Consider the following 20,709-nt stretch of genomic DNA (forward strand, 5'->3'; position numbering starts at 1 on the left):
CCAGGAAGGCCGGTCGGTGGCCGACCGGGGGAGGACGGATTATCCCGTACCGATCAGCGTTGTGCGAGCAGGCGCTCCACCCACCCCAGGGCGGTCGGGCTGCTCCAGTCCACCTCGCCCTGCACCACCTGGCGCGCCCGGCCATTGGCGTCGATCAGCACCGTGGTGGGAAAGGCGCGCACGCCCCAGGCCTGGGTGATATCGCCCTGCGGGTCCAGCAGCACGGGCAGCGTCAGGCCGCTGGCCGCGAGGAAGCGGCGTGCGGTGCGGCCGGCCTCCCGGTGGTTGAGCGCCAGCACCACCACCTTGTCTTCCCCCAGCCACTCGGGCACGGCCTGCAAGGTGGGCATTTCCGCGCGGCAGGGCGGGCACCAGGTGGCCCAGAAATTGAGCAGCACCACGCGGCCCTGGAAGTCCGCCAGGCGCACGCGCTCGCCCTGCAGGTTCTGCGCGTCCAGCGCCGGCGTGGGCCGCTGCGCGGGCCAGTCGCTGAGCTGGTAGCCCGGGCGCTGGCCAGTGGCGGTGTCGGCCGCGTGCAGCGCGGTGGCCGGCAGCGCGCCGGCCCACAGGCCCAGCGAAGCGCCGAGCAGGCCGCGCCGTGTCAGGCCGTGTCTCACAGGCGTTCGGCCACCCAGCCCTGCACCGAAGCCAGGGCCTTGGGCAGACCGCTGGCGTCCGTGCCGCCGGCCATGGCCATGTCGGGCTTGCCGCCGCCCTTGCCGCCCACCTGCTGGGCGACGAAGTTCACCAGCTCGCCGGCTTTCACCTTGCCCACGCTGTCGGCCGTGACACCGGCGGCCAGTTGCACCTTGCCGCCGTCCACGGCGGCCAGCACGATGGCGGCGGTCTTGAGCTTGTCTTTCAGCTTGTCCATGGTGTCGCGCAGGGTCTTGGCGTCGGCGCCGTTGAGCACGGCGGCCAGCACCTTGAGGCCCTTCACGTCCACGGCCTGGGCCATGAGTTCGTCGCCCTGGCTGGAGGCCAGCTTGCCTTTGAGGGCGGCGACTTCTTTTTCCAGCGCCTTGACCTGTTCCAGCGTCTGGCCGATGCGGCCGGTCAGCTCGGCGGCGGGCGCCTTCAGCGCGCCGGCCGCCTGGGCCACGGTGTCTTCCAGCGACTGCAGGTAGGCCAGCGCGTTGGCGCCGGTCACCGCCTCGATGCGGCGCACGCCCGCGGCCACGCCGCTCTCGCCCACCACCTTGAACAGGCCGATGTCACCGGTGCGCTGCACATGGGTACCGCCGCACAGCTCCTGCGTCGAGCCGATGCTCAGCACGCGCACAATCTCCCCGTACTTCTCGCCGAACAGCATCATCGCGCCGGTCTTCTGGGCTGCCTCGATGTCCATCAGCTCCGCCTTGGCCGCCGCGTTGGCCAGCACCTCGGCGTTGACGATGGCCTCGATCTGGCGGATCTGCGCGTCCGTCACGGGCGCGTTGTGCGCGAAGTCGAAGCGGGTGCGCTCGGCGTTCACCAGCGAGCCCTTCTGCTGCACGTGGCTGCCCAGCACCTCGCGCAGGGCCTTGTGCATCAGGTGCGTGGCGCTGTGGTTGCACACGGTGGCGGCGCGCAAGGCGGTGTTCACGCAGGCGGTCACGGTGTCGCCCACGGCGAGCGTGCCCTGCTCCATCGCGCCGTGGTGGCCGAACACGTCGGCCTTGATCTTCTGCGTGTCACCCACCGCGAACTTGGCCGAACCGCTGGTGATGAGACCTTCGTCACCCACCTGGCCGCCGCTCTCGGCGTAGAAGGGCGTGGTGTCCAGCACCACGACACCCTGCTGCCCCGCCTTGAGCTCGGCCACGGCCGTGCCTTCCAGGTACAGCGCCACCACCTTGGCGGGTGCTTCGAGCTGTTCGTAACCGACGAAGCTGTTGCCGGCGCCGGTGTACTCCAACGCCTTGTCCATCTTGAACTTGCCGGCCGCGCGGCCCTTGGCTTTCTGCGCTTCCATGGCGGCGTGGAACCCGGCCTCGTCCACCGTCAGACCACGCTCGCGGCAGACGTCGCCCGACAGGTCGAGCGGGAAACCATAGGTGTCGTGCAGCTTGAAGGCCACGTCGCCCGGCAGCACCTTCGCGCCATCGGCCAGCGCGGCGTCGAGGATTTCCATGCCGTTGGCCAGCGTTTCATAGAAGCGCTCTTCCTCGGCCTTGAGCACCTCGGTGATGCGCTGGGCTTGCGAGGCCATGTTGGGGTAGGCCTCGCCCATCATCTTCACCAGATCGGGCACCAGCTTGTGGAAGAACGGGGTCTTCTGGCCCAGCTTGTAGCCGTGGCGGATGGCGCGGCGCACGATGCGGCGCTGCACGTAACCGCGGCCTTCATTGCTGGGGATCACGCCGTCGCTGATCAGGAAGGCCGTGGCGCGGATGTGGTCGGCGATCACCTTGAGCGAAGGGTTCGTGAGGTCGGCCGTGCCGGTCTCGCGGCCGGCGGCCTTGATCAGCGCGTCGAAGATGTCGATCTCGTAGTTGCTGTGCACGTGCTGCAGGATCGCGGCCAGGCGCTCCAGGCCCATGCCGGTGTCCACGCAGGGCGCGGGCAGCGGCGTGACGGCGCCGGTCTCGTCCATGTTGAACTGCATGAACACGTTGTTCCAGATCTCGATGAAGCGGTCGCCGTCTTCATCGGGGCTGCCGGGAGGGCCGCCGGGGATGTGGTCACCGTGGTCGTAGAAGATTTCCGAACAGGGGCCGCAAGGGCCGGTGTCGGCCATCATCCAGAAGTTGTCGCTCTTGTAGCGGCCGCCCTTGTTGTCACCGATGCGGATCACACGCTCGGGCGGCAGGCCGATTTCCTTGGTCCAGATGTCGTAAGCCTCGTCGTCCTCTTCGTACACCGTGGCCAGCAGGCGCTCGGCCGGCAGCTTGTAGACCTCGGTCAGCAGTTCCCAGGCCCACTTCAGGCTCTCGCGCTTGAAGTAGTCGCCAAACGACCAGTTGCCCAGCATCTCGAAGAAGGTGTGGTGGCGCGCGGTGTAGCCCACGTTTTCCAGGTCGTTGTGTTTGCCGCCGGCGCGCAGGCAGGCCTGCACCGAGGCGGCGCGCACGTAGGGGCGCTTGTCGGTGCCCAGGAACACGTCCTTGAACTGGACCATGCCCGAGTTGGTGAACATGAGCGTGGGGTCGTTGCCGGGAACGAGCGGGCTGGACGCCACCACGGTGTGGCCCTTGGAGGCGAAGAAGTCCAGGAAGGTCTTGCGGATGTCGGCGACGGAAGCGGGACGGGTCATGGTGGCCTTGGCGGGTGGTTATCGGTCGGAATCGGGCGGGTGCGCCAGCACATCGGGCGGCACCGAACCGGCTATTTTCGCAAACTGGCGCGCGTTGTCCCGAATCCGGCGGATTCAGGGGGTTTTCAGCCCGCCCGGGCCTGGGCTTTCAGGAAAGCCAACACCTGCGGCTCTTCGGTGAAGGCCACGTTGAAGCGGGACCAGGGGCTGGGCTGCAGATCGGGCGCGAACAGGTGGCCAGGGCCAAGCAGGATGTCCTGTTCGGCCGCCTTGTAGGCCAGCTCGGTGGCGTTCTGAATGTCCGGGTGACGGGCCCAGAGGAACATGCCGGCCTTGGGCTCGCAGAACAGCTCGAAGCCCAGGTTCTCCAGCTGCTGGGCCACGCGCTGGTGCGCCTGCGCCAGGCGCTCGCGCAGGCCGCGCAGGTGCTTGCGCCAGCGCCCGTCCACCAGCGCCCCGTAAGCCAGGCGCTCGCTGAACTCGGACGAGGTCAGGCCCGAGATCATTTTGAGCTGGGCGAAGTCTTCCAGCAGATCGGGCGGCGCGGCCAGGAAGCCGACGCGGATGTTGGGCGAGATGGTCTTGGAAAAACTGCTGATGTAGACGACACGCTGCAACTGGTCCAGGCTGGCCAGCGAGGGGCGCGGCTCGGGGTCGAGGTCGGCGTAGATGTCGTTTTCCACCACGGTGAACTGGTGCTGCTCGGCGAGCTGCACCACGCGATGCAGGTGCGCCAGGTTGGCCACCGAGCCGGTGGGGCTCTGCAGCCGGGGCTGGGTGAAGAACACCTTGGGCTTGTGTTCGATCACCAGCGCTTCGAGCGCGGCCAGGTCGTAGCCGTTGGGCGTGCGCGGCACGCCGATCAGCCGCGCGCCCAGGAAGCGCAGCGAAAACAGCAGATTGGGGTAGCCCGGGTCGTCCACCAGCACCGCGTCGCCCGGGCGCACCAGGCGGCGCGCCACCAGGTCCATGGCCTGGCTGGAGCCCTGGGTGAGCAGCACCTGGTCGGCGCTGACGGCGATCTCCTGCTCGGCCAGCAGGTCGCGCACCAGCTGGCGCAGCGGCGCGAAGCCCTTGGGCTCGCCGTAGCCACCCAGGTCCACGTTTTCGGCCGCCAGCGCGCGCAGGCTGCGCCGCAGGCCCTCTTCAAACAGCCAGTCGCCCGGCAGCCAGCCGCAGCCCGGCTTCATGCGCAGCGCACGGGCTTCGAACACCCGGCGCAGGTACCACATGGAGTCGAAGTTGTAGTTGGCGGCCTCGGTGGTCGCGCCACCCGGCGCCACGCGGGGCACGCCCTCGCGCTTGCGCACGAAGAAGCCCGAATGCGGGCGCGAGACGAAATAGCCCAGCGCCACCAGCCGGTCGTAGGCGTCGACCACGGTGTACACGCTCACGCCGTGGGCGTGGGCGAACTGGCGGATGGAGGGGGCCTTGGAGCCCGGACGCAGGTTGCCGCTCTGGATCAGGTCGCTAAACCCCTCGACGATCTGCACCACCAGGGGCGTGGTGTTTTTGGGGTTCAGGGTGAACATGCGCGGCGCTTTTGGGTTGTTGTGTACCGGTCGATGCGGCTATACAGTGCATCGCCCCGGGGTCGGTGTCTGTATATGTTAGCGCCGGCCAGCGGCCCCTACAGTGTGCGACAGCCTGAATTCTCTTCACCCTCTGGAGCCCTGTATGCAACGCGAACCCCAAGCCACCAACGCCATGCTCATGGCCCGCCGCCAAGCCGCCATCCCGCGCGGCGTGGGCCAAAGCCATGCCATCTTCATCGCCAAGGGCGAGAACGCCGAGATCTGGGACGTGGAAGGTCGCCGCTACATCGACTTCGCCGGCGGCATCGCCGTGCTCAACACCGGCCACCGCAACCCGGCCGTGATCGAGGCCGTGAAGGCCCAGCTCGACCGGTACACCCACACCTGCTTCCAGGTGCTGGCCTACGAGCCCTACGTGGAACTGGCCGAGCGCCTGAACGCCAAGGCCCCCGGTGACTTCGCCAAGAAAACCCTGTTCCTCACCACCGGCGCCGAAGCGGTGGAAAACGCGATCAAGATCGCCCGCGCCCACACCGGCCGCTCGGGCGTGATCGCCTTCACCGGCGGCTACCACGGCCGCACCATGATGACGCTGGGCCTGACCGGCAAGGTCGCGCCGTACAAGACCGGTTTCGGCCCCTTCCCCGGCGAAATCTTCCACGCCCGCTTCCCGAACGCGCTGCACGGTGTGAGCGTTCAGGACGCGATCGACTCGGTCGAACAGATCTTCAAGAACGACATCGAAGCGCGCCGCGTGGCGGCCATCATCATCGAGCCGGTGCAGGGCGAAGGCGGTTTCAACGTGGCACCGCCCGAGCTGATGCAGCGCCTGCGCGCGCTGTGCGACCAGCACGGCATCCTGCTGATCTGCGACGAGATACAGACCGGCGCCGGCCGCACCGGCACCTGGTTCGCCTGCGAGCAGACCGGCGTGGCGCCCGACCTGATCACCCTGGCCAAGTCCATGGCCGGTGGGTTCCCGATCTCGGCCGTGGTCGGCCGCGCCGAGGTGATGGACGCGCCCGCCGCCGGTGGCCTGGGCGGCACCTACGCCGGCAGCCCGCTGGCCTGCGCCGCGGCCCTGGCCGTGCTCGACGAGTTTGAAAAACACGACCTGCTGCAGCGCAGCCGCGACGTGGGCCAACGCATCACCGCCAGCCTGCAGACGCTGGCGAAGAAGCACAAGTGCATCGCCGACGTGCGCGGCCTGGGCGCCATGGTGGCCATGGAGCTGTGCAAGAACGGCGACCCGCACCAGCCCGACGCCGACCTGACCAAGGCGCTCGCCGCCGAAGCCACGAAGCGCGGCCTGATCATCCTCACCTGCGGCACCTACGGCAACGTGGTGCGCATCCTGGTGCCGCTGACCGCGAGCGATGCCGTGCTGGACGAGGGTCTGGCGATCATCGCTGCGTCGCTCGAAGCCGCTTTGGCAGGATGAGCCCCCACGCTCCACCGCTTCGCGGGTCGCTGCCCCAAGACCGGGAAGGGCCCCGGTCCGAGCCGGTGCCGGGGGCTGATCCGGCTTGGGGCGGCCCGGCGTCGGCTCGAATGAGCCCCACCCCTCCCCGCCCACTCGCGGGCGTGCGTGTGCTCGACCTCTCGCGCGTGCTCGCCGGCCCCTGGGCCGGCCAGTTGCTGGCCGACTACGGCGCCGAGGTCCTGAAGGTGGAGCGCCCGGGCGTGGGCGACGACACCCGGACCTGGGGCCCGCCCTGGTGGGGCGAAGGCGCCGACCGCGTGGCCGCCTACTTCATCTGCGCCAACCGCGGCAAGCGCTCGGTCACGATCGACATCGCCAGCGCCGAAGGCATCCAGCAGGTGCGCGAACTCGCGCGCGAAGCGGACGTGCTGATCGAGAACTACAAGGTCGGCCAGTTGGCCAAATACGGGCTCGACGCCACCAGCCTGCAGGCCATCAACCCGCGGCTGATCTATTGCTCGATCACCGGCTACGGGCAGAACGGCCCGCTGGCGCACAAGGCCGGTTACGACTTCGCCATCCAGGCGGAAGCCGGGCTCATGAGCATTACCGGGAATAAAGGGGAAGAGCCACAGAAGGTGGGCGTGGCCGTGACCGACCTGATGACGGGGGTCTACGCCACCACCGCCATCCTGGCCGCGCTGCACGAGCGCGAGCGCACAGGGCGCGGGCGCCACATCGACGCCGCGCTGTTCGACGTGCAGGTCGCCATGCTGGCCAACCAGGGCGCCAACCAGCTGATCGGAAACAAGACGCCGACCCGCATGGGCAACGCGCACCCGAACATCGTGCCCTACCAAGTGTTCCCCACGCGCGACGGCCACATGGTGCTGGCCGTGGGCAACGACGGCCAGTTCGCCCGCCTGTGCGAAGCCGCCGGGCAACCCGCCGTCTCGCGCGACACGCGCTTTTCCACCAACCCAGCGCGGGTGGAGCACCGCGCCACGCTGGTGCCGCTGCTCACCGGCTGGACCCTGCAGCGCGACACCGCCGACTGGGTGCAGCTGCTGGACCGCGCCGGTGTGCCGTGTTCGCCGATCCTGGACATCGCCCAGGTGATGGCCCACCCGCACGTGGCCGCGCGCGGCCTGCGGCTCACGCCCGGCAACGACTCGGCCCCGCCGATGATCGCCAACCCCATGGTGTTCGACGGGCAGCGCCCCACCGCCGATCTGCCGCCGCCCACGCTGGGCGCCGACCCGGCGCGCTGGGAACGATAGGCCCGCCACAGCGCCGCCGTGCGGGCGCCCGGCCGCCGGCAGAAGCCCCCTACCGCGTGCCGCCTTCGCGCCACAGGCGCACGGCGATCCACCAGCCCAGGCCGGCGTTGGACAGCGCCAGCAGACTCAGGCCCAGGCCCAGGCGCAGGCCCTCGGCCGGCTGCGCGAGGTGCACGTACCAGACCAGCGCGGACGACAGCAGGTTGAACGCCAGCATGAGCCAGAACAGGCCACGGTGTGGCTGCCACAGGCGCTTGAGCGAAGACGGTTGAAAAGGCATGCGGTCATTGTGCCGCGCGCCCCGTGGCCGCCGCGGCTTCCTGCTCCTGCAGCAGGCGCCACATCACCTTGCCGGTCCCGCTCTTGGGCAGCGTATCGACCAGCTGCACCGTGCGCGGGCATTTGTAGACCGCCATGTGCTCGCGGCACCAGTCGATGATGTCCTGCTCGCTGGTGCTGCCGCGCGCGCTCTCGCGCAGCACCACCACCGCCTTCACGCTTTCGCCACGGTAGGCGTCGCGGGTAGCGATCACACAGGCCTCGGCGATCGCCGGGTGCTTGTACATCAGCAGCTCCACCTCGGCCGGCCAGACCTTGAAACCGCTGGCGTTGATCATGCGTTTGAGGCGGTCGGTGATGAAGAAATAGCCGTCCTCGTCCACCCGGCCCAGGTCGCCCGAGCGGAAGAAGCGCTTGCCCTCGAAGGTGATGAACGCGGCCTCGGTCGCCTGCGGCCGTTTCCAGTAACCGTCGAACACCTCGGGGCCGTGGATGATGATCTCGCCCGCCTCCCCCGGCGGCATCTCCTGCAGCGTGTCGGGGTCGACCACGCGCGCATCGGTGCTCATGAACGGCACGCCCAGGCACTGCTGCTTCGGGTGGTCGGGCGGGTTGCTGTGCGAGGGGGCGGCGGTTTCGGTCAGGCCATAGCCTTCGGCGTAGCGCAGCCCGAACCGATCGAGCAGCCGCTGCGCCACCGCCTGGGGCATGGCCGCGCCGCCACCGCCGATGTAGACCAGGCTGGAGAGGTCGTAATGCTCGAAGCTGGGGCTCGCCAGCAGGTCGATCACCATGGTGGGAATGTTGGTCCAGTGCGTGACACGCCAGGTCGAGATCAGCCGCCCGGCGAGTTCGCGGTCCCAGCGCGGCATGAGCACGATGGTGGCGCCAACGTACACCCCCGCGTGCATGCCGGAGACCATGCCGGTGATGTGGAACAGCGGCACCACCAGCAACTGGGTGTTCTCAGGCGTGCCATTGCCCCACAGGCAACTGGCCACCGCGTTGTGCATGAGCGAGCGGTGCGGGTGCATGCAGCCCTTGGGCAGGCCGGTGGTGCCACTGGTGTAGGGCAACACAGCCAGGTCCTCCGGGGTGCGGTTGTGCGCGGGCGGAGTGTCCGCACAGGCCAAGGCGCTGGCCCAGTCGCTCACGCTGCCGCCGGGCAACGTGGGCGCCGGGTGGCGGGTGCCGAGCCAGTTGGCCCAGGCCGGCGGCACCTCGGCCTGGGGGCCCATGGCGTCGCTGTAGTGGGACACCACCAGATGGCGCAGGCGCTCGGCCTCGGGCAATTCGGCGCTGGCCTGCAGCAGCCCACCCGCCAGATCGGCCGCCGCGATGGCCACGCGCGCGTCCGGGTCGCTGATGTAGTGCTTGAGCTCTTCGGCGCGGTTCATGGGATTGACCGGCACCACCACCGCGTTGGCCCGCAGGATGGCGAAGTGCGCCACCACCCACTGCGGGCAGTTCTGCATCAGCAGGATCACGCGGTCGCCGTCCTGCACACCCTGCTGCCGCAGATGGGCCGCCAGGCGTTCGGCCTGATCGTGCAGTTGCCGGTAGCTCAGCACCTGGTCGAAGAACACCAGCGCCGGCTTGTCGGGGTAACGCAGGGCACTCACGGCCAGGTTGTGCCACAGCGAGGTGGCGGGCGGGTGCAGCCGGTGCGGCAGGCGCGCGGGCCAGAAGCGGTGGTGTGCCCGCGCGGGCTCAACGGGCGCCAATGCGGACGCCGTGGGTGCGGTGTGACTCATGGGCTTGTCTCCTGGGTCTGTTTTGCCGGCAAGCATACGGGGCTGCCGCACAACATGGCACCCGGGCTTGTCGCGGTTGGGACCGGACCTACTGGCATGGAACCTGCTGACGCTCAAACCCAGGAGCGTGAATGGGGCGCGCGTCGATGGAGTCATGTCTTTTTTGCATGAACCGCCCACGTAAACCCCGATGACTCGCCCGCAGGGGCGGGGCTACAGTCGCCCTGCGGACCGGCAGTGCCCATTTCTGGTGCAAGTCCGGCCTGACAAATCAACATTCAACAGCCAATGGAGTGACCCGAATGAAATTGAATTCCCTGAAACTGACCGCCACCGCCCTGGGCGCTGCCGCTACTCTGATGAGTCTGCCCGCGCACGCTGGCAAGACGCTGGACGCCATCAAGAGCCGGGGCCAGCTGGTCTGCGGCGTGAACACCGGTCTGGCAGGGTTCTCGCAAGCCGACAGCAACGGGGCCTGGACGGGCCTGGACGTGGACTACTGCAAGGCGGTGGCCGCTGCTGTGCTGGGCGACGCCACCAAGGTCAAATGGGTGCCATTGAATGCCCAGCAGCGTTTCACGGCCCTGCAGTCGGGCGAGGTGGACATTCTTGCGCGCAACACCACCAACACCCTGTCCCGCGACGCCTCGCTGGGTCTGCACTTCGTGGGCGTGAACTACTACGACGGCCAGGGCTTCCTGGTCAACAAGGGCAAGATCACCAGCGCCAAGCAGCTCAAGGGTGCCACGGTGTGCGTGCAGTCCGGCACCACCACCGAGAAGAACCTGACCGACTTCTCCCGCGCCAACAAGCTCAACATCAAACCCGTGGTGTTCGAGAAAGTGGAAGCCTCCACCGGCGCCTACTTCGCTGGCCGTTGCCAGGCCTACACCACCGACGCCTCGGGCCTCGCCTCGGTGCGCGCCAAGGAAGCCAAGGTGCCGGCCGACCACGTGATCCTGCCCGACCTGATCTCCAAGGAGCCGCTGGGCCCGATGGTCCGCCGCGGCGACGACGAATTCTTCGCCATCACCAAGTGGGTGCTCAACGGCCTGATCGAAGCCGAGGAATACGGCATCACCCAAGCCAACGTGGAAGAGATGAAGAAGAGCACCGACCCGCAGGTCGGCCGCATGCTGGGCTCCACCGAAGACCTGGGCAAGCACCTGGGCCTGGACAAGGAATGGCTGGCCCGCTCCATCAAGGCCGTGGGCAACTACGGTGAGAGCTTCGAGCGCAACGTCGGCCCCAAGACCCCGATCAACCTGCCGCGCGGCAAGAACAACCTGTGGAGCGCAGGCGGTTTCATGTACGCGGCCCCGCTGCGCTGATCCGTTCCTCTCAGGCACTTGGCCCCCAGCTGGCACAAACGCTCTGCGAACCTGGTTCGTAGGGCGTTTGTGCCGGTTTTTTTACAGCTTTCTCTTCTGGAACATCGTCCATGTCCCATTCCCCCATGATTGAAGCGCGGCCCCTGCCCGCCCGCAAGAAGCGCTCCATGTCCTGGAACAGCCGCGAAGGCCGCAGCGTCATCTACCAGGTGGTCGCCATCGCATCGGTGGTGGCCCTGATCTGGCTGCTGGTGCGCAACACGCTGCGCAACATGCGCGAGCGCGGCATCCAGAGCGGTTACGACTTCATGGGTCAGCCGTTCGGTTTCGACGTCAGCGAAACCATGATCCCGTACGACGTGATGAGCACGTACTGGACCGCGTTCTCCATCGGCATGCTCAACACCCTCAAGGTCGCCATCATCGGCATCGTGCTGGCCACGATCCTGGGCACCCTGCTCGGCGTGGGCCGCTTCTCGCCCAACTTCCTGCTGCGCAAGATCTGCTACGGTTACGTGGAGTTCTTCCGCAACGTTCCCATTTACCTGCAACTGCTGATCTGGTACATCGTCTTCACCGAAGTCCTGCCCAGCTTCGAGGACGCCTGGCAGGTGGGTCACTTCTACCTGAGCAAAAGCGGTTTCTCCTTCCCCTGGCCGATCTGGAAACTGGGGCAGACGTTGGCGCTCATCGGGCTGCTGCTCGGCGTTGCGGGTTCCTACGTCTACGCCCGCAAGGCCAGCAAGCACTTTGACCTGACGGGTCAGCAAAGACCGGTGCTGCTGGTGTCGCTGGCGCTGATCGTCGGCCTGGGCGTGTTGGGCTGGCTGGCCGGTGGCGCGCCCACCGGCTGGAGCCTGCCGGTCAAAGGCGATTTCCAGATCGAAGAAGGTGCCGCCTTCAGCCCCGAGTTCCTCGCGCTGCTGCTCGGCCTGGTGCTCTACACCGCCTCGTTCATCGCCGAGATCGTGCGCTCGGGCATCTCGTCGGTGTCGCTGGGCCAGCACGAAGCGGCCGCCTCGCTCGGCCTGGGCAAGCGCCAGGCGATGCGGCTGGTGGTGTTGCCGCAGGCCCTGCGCGTGATCATTCCGCCGCTGACCAGCCAGTACCTGAACCTGACCAAGAACTCCTCGCTCGCCGTGGCCATTGGCTACCCAGACCTGGTCTCGATCGCCAACACCACGCTCAACCAGACCGGCCGCGCCATCGAAGCGCTCTCGATCGTGATGCTGGTCTACCTCACGCTCTCGCTCGTCACTTCAGCGCTCATGAACTGGTTCAACGCCAGTGCAGCGATCCAGGAACGCTAGGAGACACCCCATGCAACAGATTTACCAACCAATCGACGCACGCCCGATGCCGGGCCTGAGCGTGGGCGCCCTGGCCTGGCTCAAGACCAACCTGTTCTCCTCCGCCGCCAACAGCGTGAAGACGCTGATCGTGGCGGCGCTGGCGCTGTGGGCCCTGTATGGTGCTGCGGGCTGGGTGTTCACGAACGCCGTCTTCGGCGCCAACCTGGAGGCCTGCAACAGCGTGCGCGGCATCGGCGCCTGCTGGGGTGTGGTCGCCGAAAAGGGCCGGCTCATCGTGATGGGCCGCTACCCGGACACCGAACACTGGCGCCCGGTGATCGCCACCGCGCTCATGCTGGGCGTGGTCGGCATCAGCTGCATGCCGCGTTTCTGGAACCGCTTGCTCGGCCCCATCTGGCTGACCATGCTGGTGGTGTATTTCCTGCTCATGAAGGGTGGCGTGCTCGGCCTGACCGCGGTGCCCACCGACCAGTGGGGTGGCCTGCCACTGACCGTGATGCTGACCGTGGTGTCCATGACGATGGCGTTTCCACTTTCGATCTTCGTGGCGCTGGGCCGGCGCTCCAACATGCCGGCCATCAAGACACTGTGCACGCTCTACGTGGAGCTGATCCGCGGTGTGCCGCTGATCACGGTGCTGTTCATGGCCTCGTTCATGCTGCCGCTGTTCATGCCCGAGGGCGTGAGCATCGACGTGTTGATCCGCGTGGTGGTGGGCATCACGCTGTTCTCGGCGGCCTACATGGCCGAAGTGGTGCGCGGTGGCCTGCAGGCCCTGCCCAAGGGCCAGACCGAGGCCGCGGCCACGCTGGGTCTCACCTATTGGCAGACCCAGCGCAAGATCGTGCTGCCGCAGGCACTGTCCATGGTGGTGCCTTCGCTCATGAACACCTTCATCGGCATGTTCAAGGACACCTCGCTGGTCACCATCGTCTCGCTTTACGAGCTCACCGGCGCACTGGCCCTGGCACTCAACGCCGACGCCGACTGGCGCCCGTTCAAGCTCGAAGCCTATTTCTTCATCACGCTGATCTATTTCGTGTTCTGTTTTGCCATGTCGCGCTACAGCCTGTGGGTGGAAAAGCGCACCGCCGTCAGCAAAGTCCGCTGAACGCAGAACATCCCAAAATCAGAAAGCCTCTCATGACCCAACAAGAAGCCCCCATCATTCATTTCGAAGGCGTCAACAAGTGGTATGCCAGCAATGGCTACCACGTGCTGCGCGACGTCAACCTCAGTTTCGCCAAGGGCGAGAAGGTCGTGATCTGCGGCCCCTCGGGCTCGGGCAAGTCCACCCTGATCCGCTGCGTCAACGCGCTGGAGGAATACCAGGAAGGCAAGCTCACGGTGGACGGCACCGTGGTCGGTGACGACGTCAAGGGCATCGACAAGGTGCGCCGCGAAGTGGGCATGGTGTTCCAGCAGTTCAACCTGTTCCCGCACCTGACCGTGCTGGAAAACCTGATCCTCTCGCCCACCTGGGTGGCCAAGCTGCCACGCAACGTGGCGATCGAAAAGGCCATGGTGCAGCTGGAGCGCGTGCGCATCGCCGAACACGCCCACAAGTACCCGCTGCAGCTCTCGGGCGGTCAGCAGCAGCGCGTGGCGATTGCGCGCGCGCTGTGTCTCACGCCCAAGATCATGCTGTTCGACGAGCCCACCTCGGCGCTCGACCCGGAGATGATCAAGGAAGTGCTGGACGTGATGATCGGCCTGGCCGACCAGGGCATGACCATGTTGTGCGTGACGCACGAAATGGGCTTCGCCAAGGCCGTGGCCGACCGCGTGATCTTTATGGACCAGGGCCAGGTGGTGGAGCAGAACACGCCCGAGGAGTTCTTCAACCACCCGCAGACCGACCGGAGCAAGGACTTCCTGTCCAAGATCCTGGGGCATTGAGCCCCGGCGTCGCCCCACCTGCGGGGCCACAAAGAAGAAGGGCGGCCCTTATGCTGGGGCGGCCCTTTTTTTTGCCCGCGGACCGGTTTTTTTCAGACGTGACGCCGGGGAACAGGACCTGGGGATTCGAGCAGCACCGCATCGGCCCGTTGGTGCAGCGCTTCGATGATGTGGCAGTGGTCGTCGGAACCGTCGCAGCGGTTGCGCAAGGCGAGCAGGTCTTTCTCCAGCGCGCGCAGCTCGCGCAGCCGCTGCCGCACATGGCCCAGATGTTCATCGAGCGCGGCGCTGGCGGTGGCGCAGTCGGTCTTGTCGTTCAGGTCCAGTGCCAGCAGGGTGCGCACCTCGTCAAGCGACATGTCCATGGCCCGGCACTGGCGCACAAAGCGCAGGCGGTGGATGTCGGCCTCGCTGTAGAGGCGGTAGTCATTGTCGGCGCGGGTCTGGGCCTGCAGCAGGCCCTCGCGCTCGTAGTAGCGGATGTTGGCCGCGCTCACGCCCGAGCGTTGGGCGGCTTCGCCAATGCGGTGCCGTGGCACCTGCGACACAGGGGGTTGCGTCATGCTTGACCTTCAAGTGGCTTCAAGGTTTCCAATCATGGCAGACCTCCCGCCCACCGGCGCACCACCCTCCACGAAAGCCCCCACCATGGCCTGTTCCTGCTCCACCGGCTGCTCTTCCGAAACGGCCACCAACCCCGCCCTGCTCGATCCGCGCTGGCGCCGCGCGCTGTGGATCGCCCTGGTCCTGAACGCCGCGATGTTCGGTGTCGAACTGGTGGCGGGCCTGCAGGCCGGCTCGGTCTCGCTGCTGGCCGACGCGGTGGACTTCGCCGGCGACGCCGCCAACTACGGGCTCTCGCTCGCGGTGTTCGGCATGGCGATGGTGTGGCGCAGCCGCGCGGCCTGGATCAAAGGCGCCACCATGTTCGCCTACGGGGTGTTCGTGCTGGCGCGCGCCGGCTGGACGCTGCACACCGGCAGCGTGCCCGAGCCCCTGACCATGGGTGTGGTCGGCTTCGTCGCGCTGCTGGTCAACACGGGCGTGGCGGTGTTGCTCTACCGCTTCCGCAGTGGCGACGCCAACATGCGCAGCGTGTGGCTGTGCTCGCGCAACGACGCGCTGTCCAACCTCGCGGTCATGGGCGCGGCGCTGGGGGTGTTCGGTACCGGTTCGGCCTGGCCCGATCTCGGCGTGGCCGCGGTCATGGCGGCACTGGCCATCAGCGCGGGCACCTCGGTGCTGCGCCAGGCCCGGGGCGAACTCGCCGGATTGCCGTCTCGGGTCCAGGGTCAGGGCCATGTGCACTGACCCGCGCCGCCGGCGCAGACGGCAACCGTCCGTCGGGCCAGGCCGGGTCGGCTGAAAGAAGGCCGCCTCCAAGGGCGACCAACGGCCTCCGCGCCCAAGGAGATCGCCATGCCCCGCACCCGCCCCCCTCCGACCCCAGCCACCCCACCGAGCCGCCCCAATGCGTGGCAGCCCGGGCTCTGGCTGGCGCTGCTGGCCGGCGCCGCCATCGCGCACAACGCCCGCGCCCAGACCTGCGAGGCCAGCACCGACGCGCAACCGCCCGCCGTGGTGGAGCTCTACACCTCCGAGGGCTGCAGCTCCTGCCCGCCGGCCGACCGCTGGCTCTCCGGCCTGAAGGCGCAGGATGGTGTGATTGCGTTGGCGTTTCACGTGAGCTACTGGGACCACCTGGGCTGGCTGGACCGTTTCGCCACGCCGCAGACCACGGCCAGGCAGCACCAGATCAAGGCAGCGCTCGGGGGCCGGTACGTGTACACGCCCCAGGTGGTGCTCAACGGCCAGGACCACCGGAACTGGCAGGGGCAGACCGCCCGGCAATTGCCCCGCCTGCCGGCGGCGCAGGCTCCCGGTCTGCGTCTGCGCCGTGTGGGCCACCAGGTCACGGCCCACATCGACGCCAGCGGCGGCCAGCCCTTGTTCGCGGGCTACTGGGCGGTGCTGCGGGACGGGTTGAGCAGCCAGGTCACGCGCGGCGAAAACGCGGGCGAACACCTGAAGCACGACCACGTGGTGGGCCTGTACCGGCCGGTGCCGGCCTGGTCGGCGGCGCAGGCGCACCGCGTGCAGCTCGATCTGCCGGCGGTGGCCACCGGTCTGCGCGTGGCCTTCGTGGTCACCGACAGTGGTGGCACCCGCCCCATGCAGGCGCTGGTGCTGAGCTGCTCCTGAGCGATGGCGCCCACACCCGACCATCCCGGCATTTGATCCCGCGCATGGAACTTCCCCCGGGCCAGCCCTATCATTCCCTGCACATGCGCCACTTCCTCATCGCCTGCCTGATCGCCCTGCTGCCCCTGCGCGGCTGGGTGGGCGATGCCATGGCGGTTTCCATGCTGGTGCCCCCGGCGCAAGGCGCTGCCCACGCCGGCTGCGCCGAGAACCTGGGCCCACCGGCTCTGGCGACCGTGTTGCAGGCGCCCACTGCGCACGGCATGGCGACGCAAGACGCACCGACCGCGCAGGCGCAGGACGGCAGTACCCTGACGCACAGCACCTGCGACGTCTGCAACGGCGTGGCCATGGCCCAGCCGACCCCGCCTGGCGTGCCCGCGCGGCAAGCCCACCCGCTGCTCGCGGCGCCGCAGACCGTGCGGTTCGCCAGCGCCGAGCCGCAGCAGGGCCACAAGCCGCCCATTTCCTGAGTTCACACGCCCTTGGTGCGTCTGCCACCGCCCCGACTGGAGCCATGGCCGACGCCGGTCTGTGTTTTCAAGAGGTTTTCATGAGCCATTCCCGACGGCGCCAGCCGCCGTCTCCCGCGCCGCTTGCGACCTCCCCTGACTCTTCGACGCGGGCGGGCGCGGCACCGTCCACGTTCAGCCCCAGTGTCTGACCCTTCTTTCGTTTCTGTTTCTTTTTCAGGAGCCACCATGCAAAGACGTTCCCTCCTCCTCGCCGCCGGCCCCGCCCTGCTGGCTGCCACCGCCCTGCCCGCCTGGGCCGCCACCCCCGCCGCCCAGGTGCTGCAGGTCTGGAAAGACCCGAGCTGCGGCTGCTGCAAAGACTGGGTTGCCTACCTGCAGCGCGACGGCTTCCAGGTCCAACTCTTCGAAACGGGCAACACCGCGGTGCGCAAGCGCCTGGGCCTTCCCGACAAATACGCCTCGTGCCACACGGCGCTCATCGGCGGCTACGTGGTCGAAGGCCATGTCAACGCGCGCGAAATCCGCCGCCTGCTGGCGGAAAAACCCAAGGCCATCGGGCTGTCGGTGCCGGGCATGCCGGTGGGCAGCCCGGGCATGGACGGCCCCGTGTACGGTGGCCGCAAGGACCCCTACGACGTGGTGCTGGTGCTGCCCGACGGCAGCGGTCAGGTCTACCAGTCCTATTTCCGCGGCTGATGGCCGCATGTCTCCCGGAGCCCCCATGCAGAAGATCCTGGCAATCACCACCCTCGCGCTGCTGGGCAGCTACCAGGTGATGGAACGGCAACGCAGCGAATGAAGGGCACGCCATCCCGGCACGAACCTTAAGGAACATTAACACCAAACACTTATATATAGCCGGTGAAACCAGGGGTATTCGGGGCTTTGCGAAAGTGCCGGAACCCGATACTGGGTTGGGTAGATCGGCATCCGTTCCCCAGTGATGCCGCCCGTTCCACCCAACCTTTCGGGGTGTTCGCATGCGCACCAATTTGCCCGTCACGCACCAGGAGTTCGTCATTCCGGACGGGGTCACGCTCGTCTCCACCACCGACCTGCAGAGCCACATCACCTACTGCAACCCGAATTTCGTGGCGGTCAGCGGCTACAGCCGTGAGGAACTGATCGGCCAGCCGCACAACATCGTGCGCCACCCCGACATGCCCGCCGAGGCCTTCCGCGACATGTGGGCCACGCTGCAAAGCGGCTCGCCCTGGTCGGCCATGGTGAAGAACCGCCGCAAGAGCGGCGACCACTACTGGGTCCTGGCCAACGCCACACCGATCGTCGAGAACGGCCAGCCCGTGGGCTACATGTCGGTGCGCACCAAGCCCACACGCCAGCAAGTGGAAGAGGCCGAAGCGCTGTACCAGCGCATGCGCTCGGAGACCGAGAGCGGCCGACCCCGCATCGCGCTGCACCGCGCCCGGGTGGTGCGCACCGGCTGGCGCGGCGCGCTGCAGCGCTGGACCCGCCCGACCCTGGGCCGCCGGATGGGAGTGATCGCCCTCGCGCTGGCTTTTCTGGTGCAGATGCTCGAAAGCGCCACCGAAGGCATGCCCGACGCCGTGCATTACGCGGCGTTTGGCGCCACCGCCGCGCTTGCGATCATGGCCTCGGCCTTCATGCGCCGTCTGATGGTGCGGCCCGTGGAAGAGGCCGTTCGGTTTGCCAACCAGATGGCCGCGGGCGACCTTTCGGCGCGCTTCCGGGGGCAGCTGACCGGTGAACTGGGCGACCTGGCGCGCGCGCTGAACCAGCTCAACGTCAACCTGCAGGCCGTGGTCACCGACGTGCGCCACGAAGTGGAAGGCGTGCAGGTCGCGTCTGGCGAGATCGCCAGCGGCAACCACGACCTCTCGGCGCGCACCGAATCGCAGGCCAGCAGCCTGGAGGAAACCGCGGCCTCGATGGAGCAGCTCACCAACACGGTGGCGCAGAGTGCCCACTCGGCACGCGAAGCGGGCGTGCTGGCCGGCCAGGCGACGCAGGTCGCACGCGAGGGCAACGAGGCCATGGGCGCGGTGGTCTCGACCATGGACGAGATCAGCCGCTCGTCCAGCCGCATCGGAGAAATCATCCAGGTGATCGACAGCATTTCGTTCCAGACCAACATCCTCGCGCTGAACGCCGCTGTGGAGGCGGCGCGGGCGGGCGAACAGGGCCGCGGCTTCGCGGTCGTGGCCGCCGAGGTGCGCAGCCTGGCGCAGCGCACGCTGGGTGCCGCCAAGGAAATCAAGCTCCTGATCGACACCTCGGCCAGCCAGGTCTCGCAGGGCAGCCAACTGGTGCACAACGCCGGCAAGACCATGGGCAACATCGTCGGCGCGGTGCAGCAGGTCAACAATCTGATCGGCGAGATCACCGGTGCCACGCGCGAACAGTCCCTGGGCCTGTCGCAGATCAACCAGGCGGTGGTGCAGCTCGACACCGTGACGCAGCAGAACTCGGCCATGGTCGAAGAACTGGCCGCGGCGGCCAGTTCGCTGCAGAGCCAGGCCCGGGTGATGCACGACGCGGTGCAGATCTTCCGCTTGAGCAACCTGTCCACGCACGGCCACGCCTGAGCGCCACCGGCACGCAACGGCTGCGTGCTAAGGTAGCGCAATGCCCCACAACATCCGCTACACCCTGCTGTCGCTGCGCGATCTGGCGGTGTCCTTCGGCCCGTTCGCGCTGCTGACCATCGCCCTGCTCGCGCTCACCTACTGGTGGCTCGACCCCAACCCACCCAAGCGCGTGGTGCTGGCCACCGGCCCAGCGCAAAGCGCTTACGACGAGTTCGGCAAACGCTACGCCGACGCGCTGGCGCGCTACGGCATCACCGTGGAACTGCTGCCCTCCGAAGGCTCGTCGGCCAACCTCGAACTGCTGCGCACCGGCCGGGCCGACCTGGGATTCGTGCAGGGCGGCAGCGCCGACATCGGCTATGACGACGAGGAGTCGATTTCTTCGCTGGGCAGCCTGTTCGTCGAACCGCTGTGGCTGTTTTACCGGGAAGACTCGGCGCAACGCCTGAACCAGACAGACACCATCACCACCTTGACCGAGCTGCAGGGCTGGCGCGTCAACGTGGGCACCCCCGGCAGCGGCGTGCCGCGCCTGTTCTCCACCCTGCTCGACGTCAACCGCGTCGAGCGCAACCAGCTCCAGCTCAGCGAACTGGAACAGACCCCGGCCACCGTCGCCTTCCTGGACGGCCAGGTGGACGCCGTGGTGTTCGCCTCGGCCCCCGAATCGCTCATGGTGCAGATGCTGCTGCAGTCGCCGGGCATCAAGCTGCTGGACTTCGCGCAGAGCGAAGCCTATTCGCGCCGTTTTGGGTACCTCACGCCGGTGGTGATGCCGCAAGGGGTGGTCGATCTCTCCAAGAACATCCCCACGCACGACATGCGGCTCGTGGCCTCCACCACCAGCCTGCTGGCCACCAGCAAGACACACCCGGCCATCCTGCAGCTGTTCGCCCAGACCGCCACCGGCCTGCACGGGGGCGCTGGCTGGTTCAGCCGAGCCCGCGAATACCCCAGCCTGGAACACAGCGAAGTGCCGCTGTCGCCCGAGGCGGTGCGCGCCATCCGCAACGGCCCGCCGTTCCTGCAACGCTACCTGCCGTTCTGGCTGGCCAACCTGGTCGAGCGCATGTGGCTGGCCATGGGCCTGATCATCGCGCTGGCGCTGCCGCTCTCGCGCATCGTGCCGCCGCTCTACACCTTCCGCATCCGCTCACGGGTGTTCCGCTGGTACGCCGAGCTGCGCGACATCGAGCAGCGCAGCGAAGGCTCGGCCGAGCCAGGGGGCACCCCGGTGCAGGAGCTGCTCGACCAGCTCGACGCGATGGAACTGAAGGTGGAAAAAATCGTGGTGCCCCTGTCGCACACCGACGAGCTCTACGCCCTGCGCAACAACATCCACCTGGTGCGCAAGAAACTGCTGCGAAAGACCTGAGCAAAAACCGCCTCGCAGGGGGCCTCCAGCGAGACCC

General features: G+C 67.8%; 18 protein-coding genes. 12 read left to right on the forward strand and 6 right to left on the reverse strand.

Annotated features, from left to right (window positions below):
* Nucleotides 1-53: 53 nt before the first annotated feature.
* The 3 genes from KIH07_RS19645 to KIH07_RS19655 form a co-directional block, all read right to left on the reverse strand.
* A complete protein-coding gene (locus KIH07_RS19645) occupies nt 54-617 on the reverse strand; it encodes a TlpA family protein disulfide reductase (RefSeq protein ID WP_226493566.1) in 564 nt (187 codons plus the stop codon).
* On the reverse strand, nt 614-3,235 hold the full coding sequence (gene alaS, locus KIH07_RS19650) for an alanine--tRNA ligase (RefSeq protein WP_226493567.1): 2,622 nt from the start codon (nt 3,233-3,235) through the stop codon (nt 614-616). The genes KIH07_RS19645 and alaS overlap by 4 nt, the downstream gene beginning before the upstream one ends.
* Before the next feature lie 125 nt (nt 3,236-3,360).
* Complete coding sequence (locus tag KIH07_RS19655; protein ID WP_226493568.1) at nt 3,361-4,767, reverse strand: PLP-dependent aminotransferase family protein; 1,407 nt, start codon at nt 4,765-4,767, stop codon at nt 3,361-3,363.
* A gap of 145 nt (nt 4,768-4,912) precedes the next feature.
* Here KIH07_RS19655 and gabT point away from each other — a divergent pair, with 145 nt between their 5' ends.
* Together gabT and KIH07_RS19665 are read left to right on the forward strand one after the other, a co-directional pair.
* Complete coding sequence (gabT, locus tag KIH07_RS19660) at nt 4,913-6,211, forward strand: 4-aminobutyrate--2-oxoglutarate transaminase (RefSeq protein WP_226493569.1); 1,299 nt, start codon at nt 4,913-4,915, stop codon at nt 6,209-6,211.
* Between the two features lie 110 nt (nt 6,212-6,321).
* Nucleotides 6,322-7,473 carry a CaiB/BaiF CoA transferase family protein gene (locus KIH07_RS19665; protein WP_226493570.1) on the forward strand — a complete coding sequence of 384 codons (1,152 nt, stop codon included), beginning with the start codon at nt 6,322-6,324 and terminating at the stop codon, nt 7,471-7,473.
* Nucleotides 7,474-7,522: 49 nt separating this feature from the next.
* On the opposite strand, the gene KIH07_RS19670 is transcribed toward KIH07_RS19665, so the two are convergent.
* Both KIH07_RS19670 and KIH07_RS19675 read right to left on the reverse strand, forming a co-directional pair.
* A complete protein-coding gene (locus KIH07_RS19670; RefSeq protein ID WP_226493571.1) occupies nt 7,523-7,753 on the reverse strand; it encodes a hypothetical protein in 231 nt (76 codons plus the stop codon).
* Nucleotides 7,754-7,757: 4 nt separating this feature from the next.
* A complete protein-coding gene (locus KIH07_RS19675; protein WP_226493572.1) occupies nt 7,758-9,506 on the reverse strand; it encodes a long-chain fatty acid--CoA ligase in 1,749 nt (582 codons plus the stop codon).
* A gap of 302 nt (nt 9,507-9,808) precedes the next feature.
* On the opposite strand from KIH07_RS19675, the gene KIH07_RS19680 reads away from it, so the two are divergent.
* From KIH07_RS19680 to KIH07_RS19695, 4 genes are all read left to right on the forward strand, one after another.
* Nucleotides 9,809-10,837, forward strand: a complete 1,029-nt coding sequence (locus KIH07_RS19680) for an amino acid ABC transporter substrate-binding protein (RefSeq protein WP_226493573.1) — start codon at nt 9,809-9,811, stop codon at nt 10,835-10,837.
* A gap of 110 nt (nt 10,838-10,947) precedes the next feature.
* Nucleotides 10,948-12,147 carry an amino acid ABC transporter permease gene (locus KIH07_RS19685; RefSeq protein ID WP_226493574.1) on the forward strand — a complete coding sequence of 400 codons (1,200 nt, stop codon included), beginning with the start codon at nt 10,948-10,950 and terminating at the stop codon, nt 12,145-12,147.
* A gap of 10 nt (nt 12,148-12,157) precedes the next feature.
* On the forward strand, nt 12,158-13,261 hold the full coding sequence (locus tag KIH07_RS19690) for an amino acid ABC transporter permease (RefSeq protein WP_226493575.1): 1,104 nt from the start codon (nt 12,158-12,160) through the stop codon (nt 13,259-13,261).
* A gap of 32 nt (nt 13,262-13,293) precedes the next feature.
* Nucleotides 13,294-14,049, forward strand: a complete 756-nt coding sequence (locus KIH07_RS19695; protein WP_264181860.1) for an amino acid ABC transporter ATP-binding protein — start codon at nt 13,294-13,296, stop codon at nt 14,047-14,049.
* Nucleotides 14,050-14,141: 92 nt separating this feature from the next.
* Here the strand turns inward: KIH07_RS19695 and KIH07_RS19700 are convergent, their stop codons facing one another.
* Nucleotides 14,142-14,612 carry a Cd(II)/Pb(II)-responsive transcriptional regulator gene (locus tag KIH07_RS19700; protein ID WP_226493576.1) on the reverse strand — a complete coding sequence of 157 codons (471 nt, stop codon included), beginning with the start codon at nt 14,610-14,612 and terminating at the stop codon, nt 14,142-14,144.
* A gap of 85 nt (nt 14,613-14,697) precedes the next feature.
* Between KIH07_RS19700 and KIH07_RS19705 the strand changes: the two genes are divergently transcribed.
* The 6 genes from KIH07_RS19705 (at nt 14,698) to KIH07_RS19730 (ending at nt 20,672) form a co-directional block, all read left to right on the forward strand.
* A complete protein-coding gene (locus KIH07_RS19705; RefSeq protein WP_226494768.1) occupies nt 14,698-15,360 on the forward strand; it encodes a cation transporter in 663 nt (220 codons plus the stop codon).
* Between the two features lie 108 nt (nt 15,361-15,468).
* A complete protein-coding gene (locus KIH07_RS19710; protein WP_226493577.1) occupies nt 15,469-16,251 on the forward strand; it encodes a DUF1223 domain-containing protein in 783 nt (260 codons plus the stop codon).
* A 44-nt stretch (nt 16,252-16,295) separates the two neighbouring features.
* The gene (locus KIH07_RS19715; protein ID WP_226493578.1) at nt 16,296-16,724 is read left to right on the forward strand and encodes a hypothetical protein; all 429 of its coding nucleotides are present in this window, start codon (nt 16,296-16,298) and stop codon (nt 16,722-16,724) included.
* 228 nt (nt 16,725-16,952) lie between these two features.
* Nucleotides 16,953-17,423, forward strand: a complete 471-nt coding sequence (locus tag KIH07_RS19720) for a DUF411 domain-containing protein (RefSeq protein WP_226493579.1) — start codon at nt 16,953-16,955, stop codon at nt 17,421-17,423.
* Nucleotides 17,424-17,707: 284 nt separating this feature from the next.
* Nucleotides 17,708-19,294 (forward strand): PAS domain-containing methyl-accepting chemotaxis protein, encoded by a 1,587-nt coding sequence (locus KIH07_RS19725; protein ID WP_226493580.1) that lies wholly within the window; start codon nt 17,708-17,710, stop codon nt 19,292-19,294.
* A gap of 40 nt (nt 19,295-19,334) precedes the next feature.
* A complete protein-coding gene (locus KIH07_RS19730; RefSeq protein ID WP_226493581.1) occupies nt 19,335-20,672 on the forward strand; it encodes a TAXI family TRAP transporter solute-binding subunit in 1,338 nt (445 codons plus the stop codon).
* The last annotated feature ends 37 nt before the right edge of the window (nt 20,673-20,709 follow it).

The organism is Hydrogenophaga taeniospiralis, assembly GCF_020510445.1.
Lineage (GTDB): Bacteria > Pseudomonadota > Gammaproteobacteria > Burkholderiales > Burkholderiaceae_C > Hydrogenophaga.

Coding starts and splice junctions, on each gene's coding strand:
- alaS (WP_226493567.1), bottom strand. CDS start 3,235: ATGACCCGTCCCGCTTCCGTCGCCGACATCCGCAAGACCTTCCTGGAC.
- KIH07_RS19655 (WP_226493568.1), bottom strand. CDS start 4,767: ATGTTCACCCTGAACCCCAAAAACACCACGCCCCTGGTGGTGCAGATC.
- gabT (WP_226493569.1), top strand. CDS start 4,913: ATGCAACGCGAACCCCAAGCCACCAACGCCATGCTCATGGCCCGCCGC.
- KIH07_RS19665 (WP_226493570.1), top strand. CDS start 6,322: ATGAGCCCCACCCCTCCCCGCCCACTCGCGGGCGTGCGTGTGCTCGAC.
- KIH07_RS19670 (WP_226493571.1), bottom strand. CDS start 7,753: ATGCCTTTTCAACCGTCTTCGCTCAAGCGCCTGTGGCAGCCACACCGT.
- KIH07_RS19675 (WP_226493572.1), bottom strand. CDS start 9,506: ATGAGTCACACCGCACCCACGGCGTCCGCATTGGCGCCCGTTGAGCCC.
- KIH07_RS19680 (WP_226493573.1), top strand. CDS start 9,809: ATGAAATTGAATTCCCTGAAACTGACCGCCACCGCCCTGGGCGCTGCC.
- KIH07_RS19685 (WP_226493574.1), top strand. CDS start 10,948: ATGTCCCATTCCCCCATGATTGAAGCGCGGCCCCTGCCCGCCCGCAAG.
- KIH07_RS19690 (WP_226493575.1), top strand. CDS start 12,158: ATGCAACAGATTTACCAACCAATCGACGCACGCCCGATGCCGGGCCTG.
- KIH07_RS19695 (WP_264181860.1), top strand. CDS start 13,294: ATGACCCAACAAGAAGCCCCCATCATTCATTTCGAAGGCGTCAACAAG.
- KIH07_RS19700 (WP_226493576.1), bottom strand. CDS start 14,612: ATGACGCAACCCCCTGTGTCGCAGGTGCCACGGCACCGCATTGGCGAA.
- KIH07_RS19705 (WP_226494768.1), top strand. CDS start 14,698: ATGGCCTGTTCCTGCTCCACCGGCTGCTCTTCCGAAACGGCCACCAAC.
- KIH07_RS19710 (WP_226493577.1), top strand. CDS start 15,469: ATGCCCCGCACCCGCCCCCCTCCGACCCCAGCCACCCCACCGAGCCGC.
- KIH07_RS19715 (WP_226493578.1), top strand. CDS start 16,296: ATGGAACTTCCCCCGGGCCAGCCCTATCATTCCCTGCACATGCGCCAC.
- KIH07_RS19720 (WP_226493579.1), top strand. CDS start 16,953: ATGCAAAGACGTTCCCTCCTCCTCGCCGCCGGCCCCGCCCTGCTGGCT.
- KIH07_RS19725 (WP_226493580.1), top strand. CDS start 17,708: ATGCGCACCAATTTGCCCGTCACGCACCAGGAGTTCGTCATTCCGGAC.
- KIH07_RS19730 (WP_226493581.1), top strand. CDS start 19,335: ATGCCCCACAACATCCGCTACACCCTGCTGTCGCTGCGCGATCTGGCG.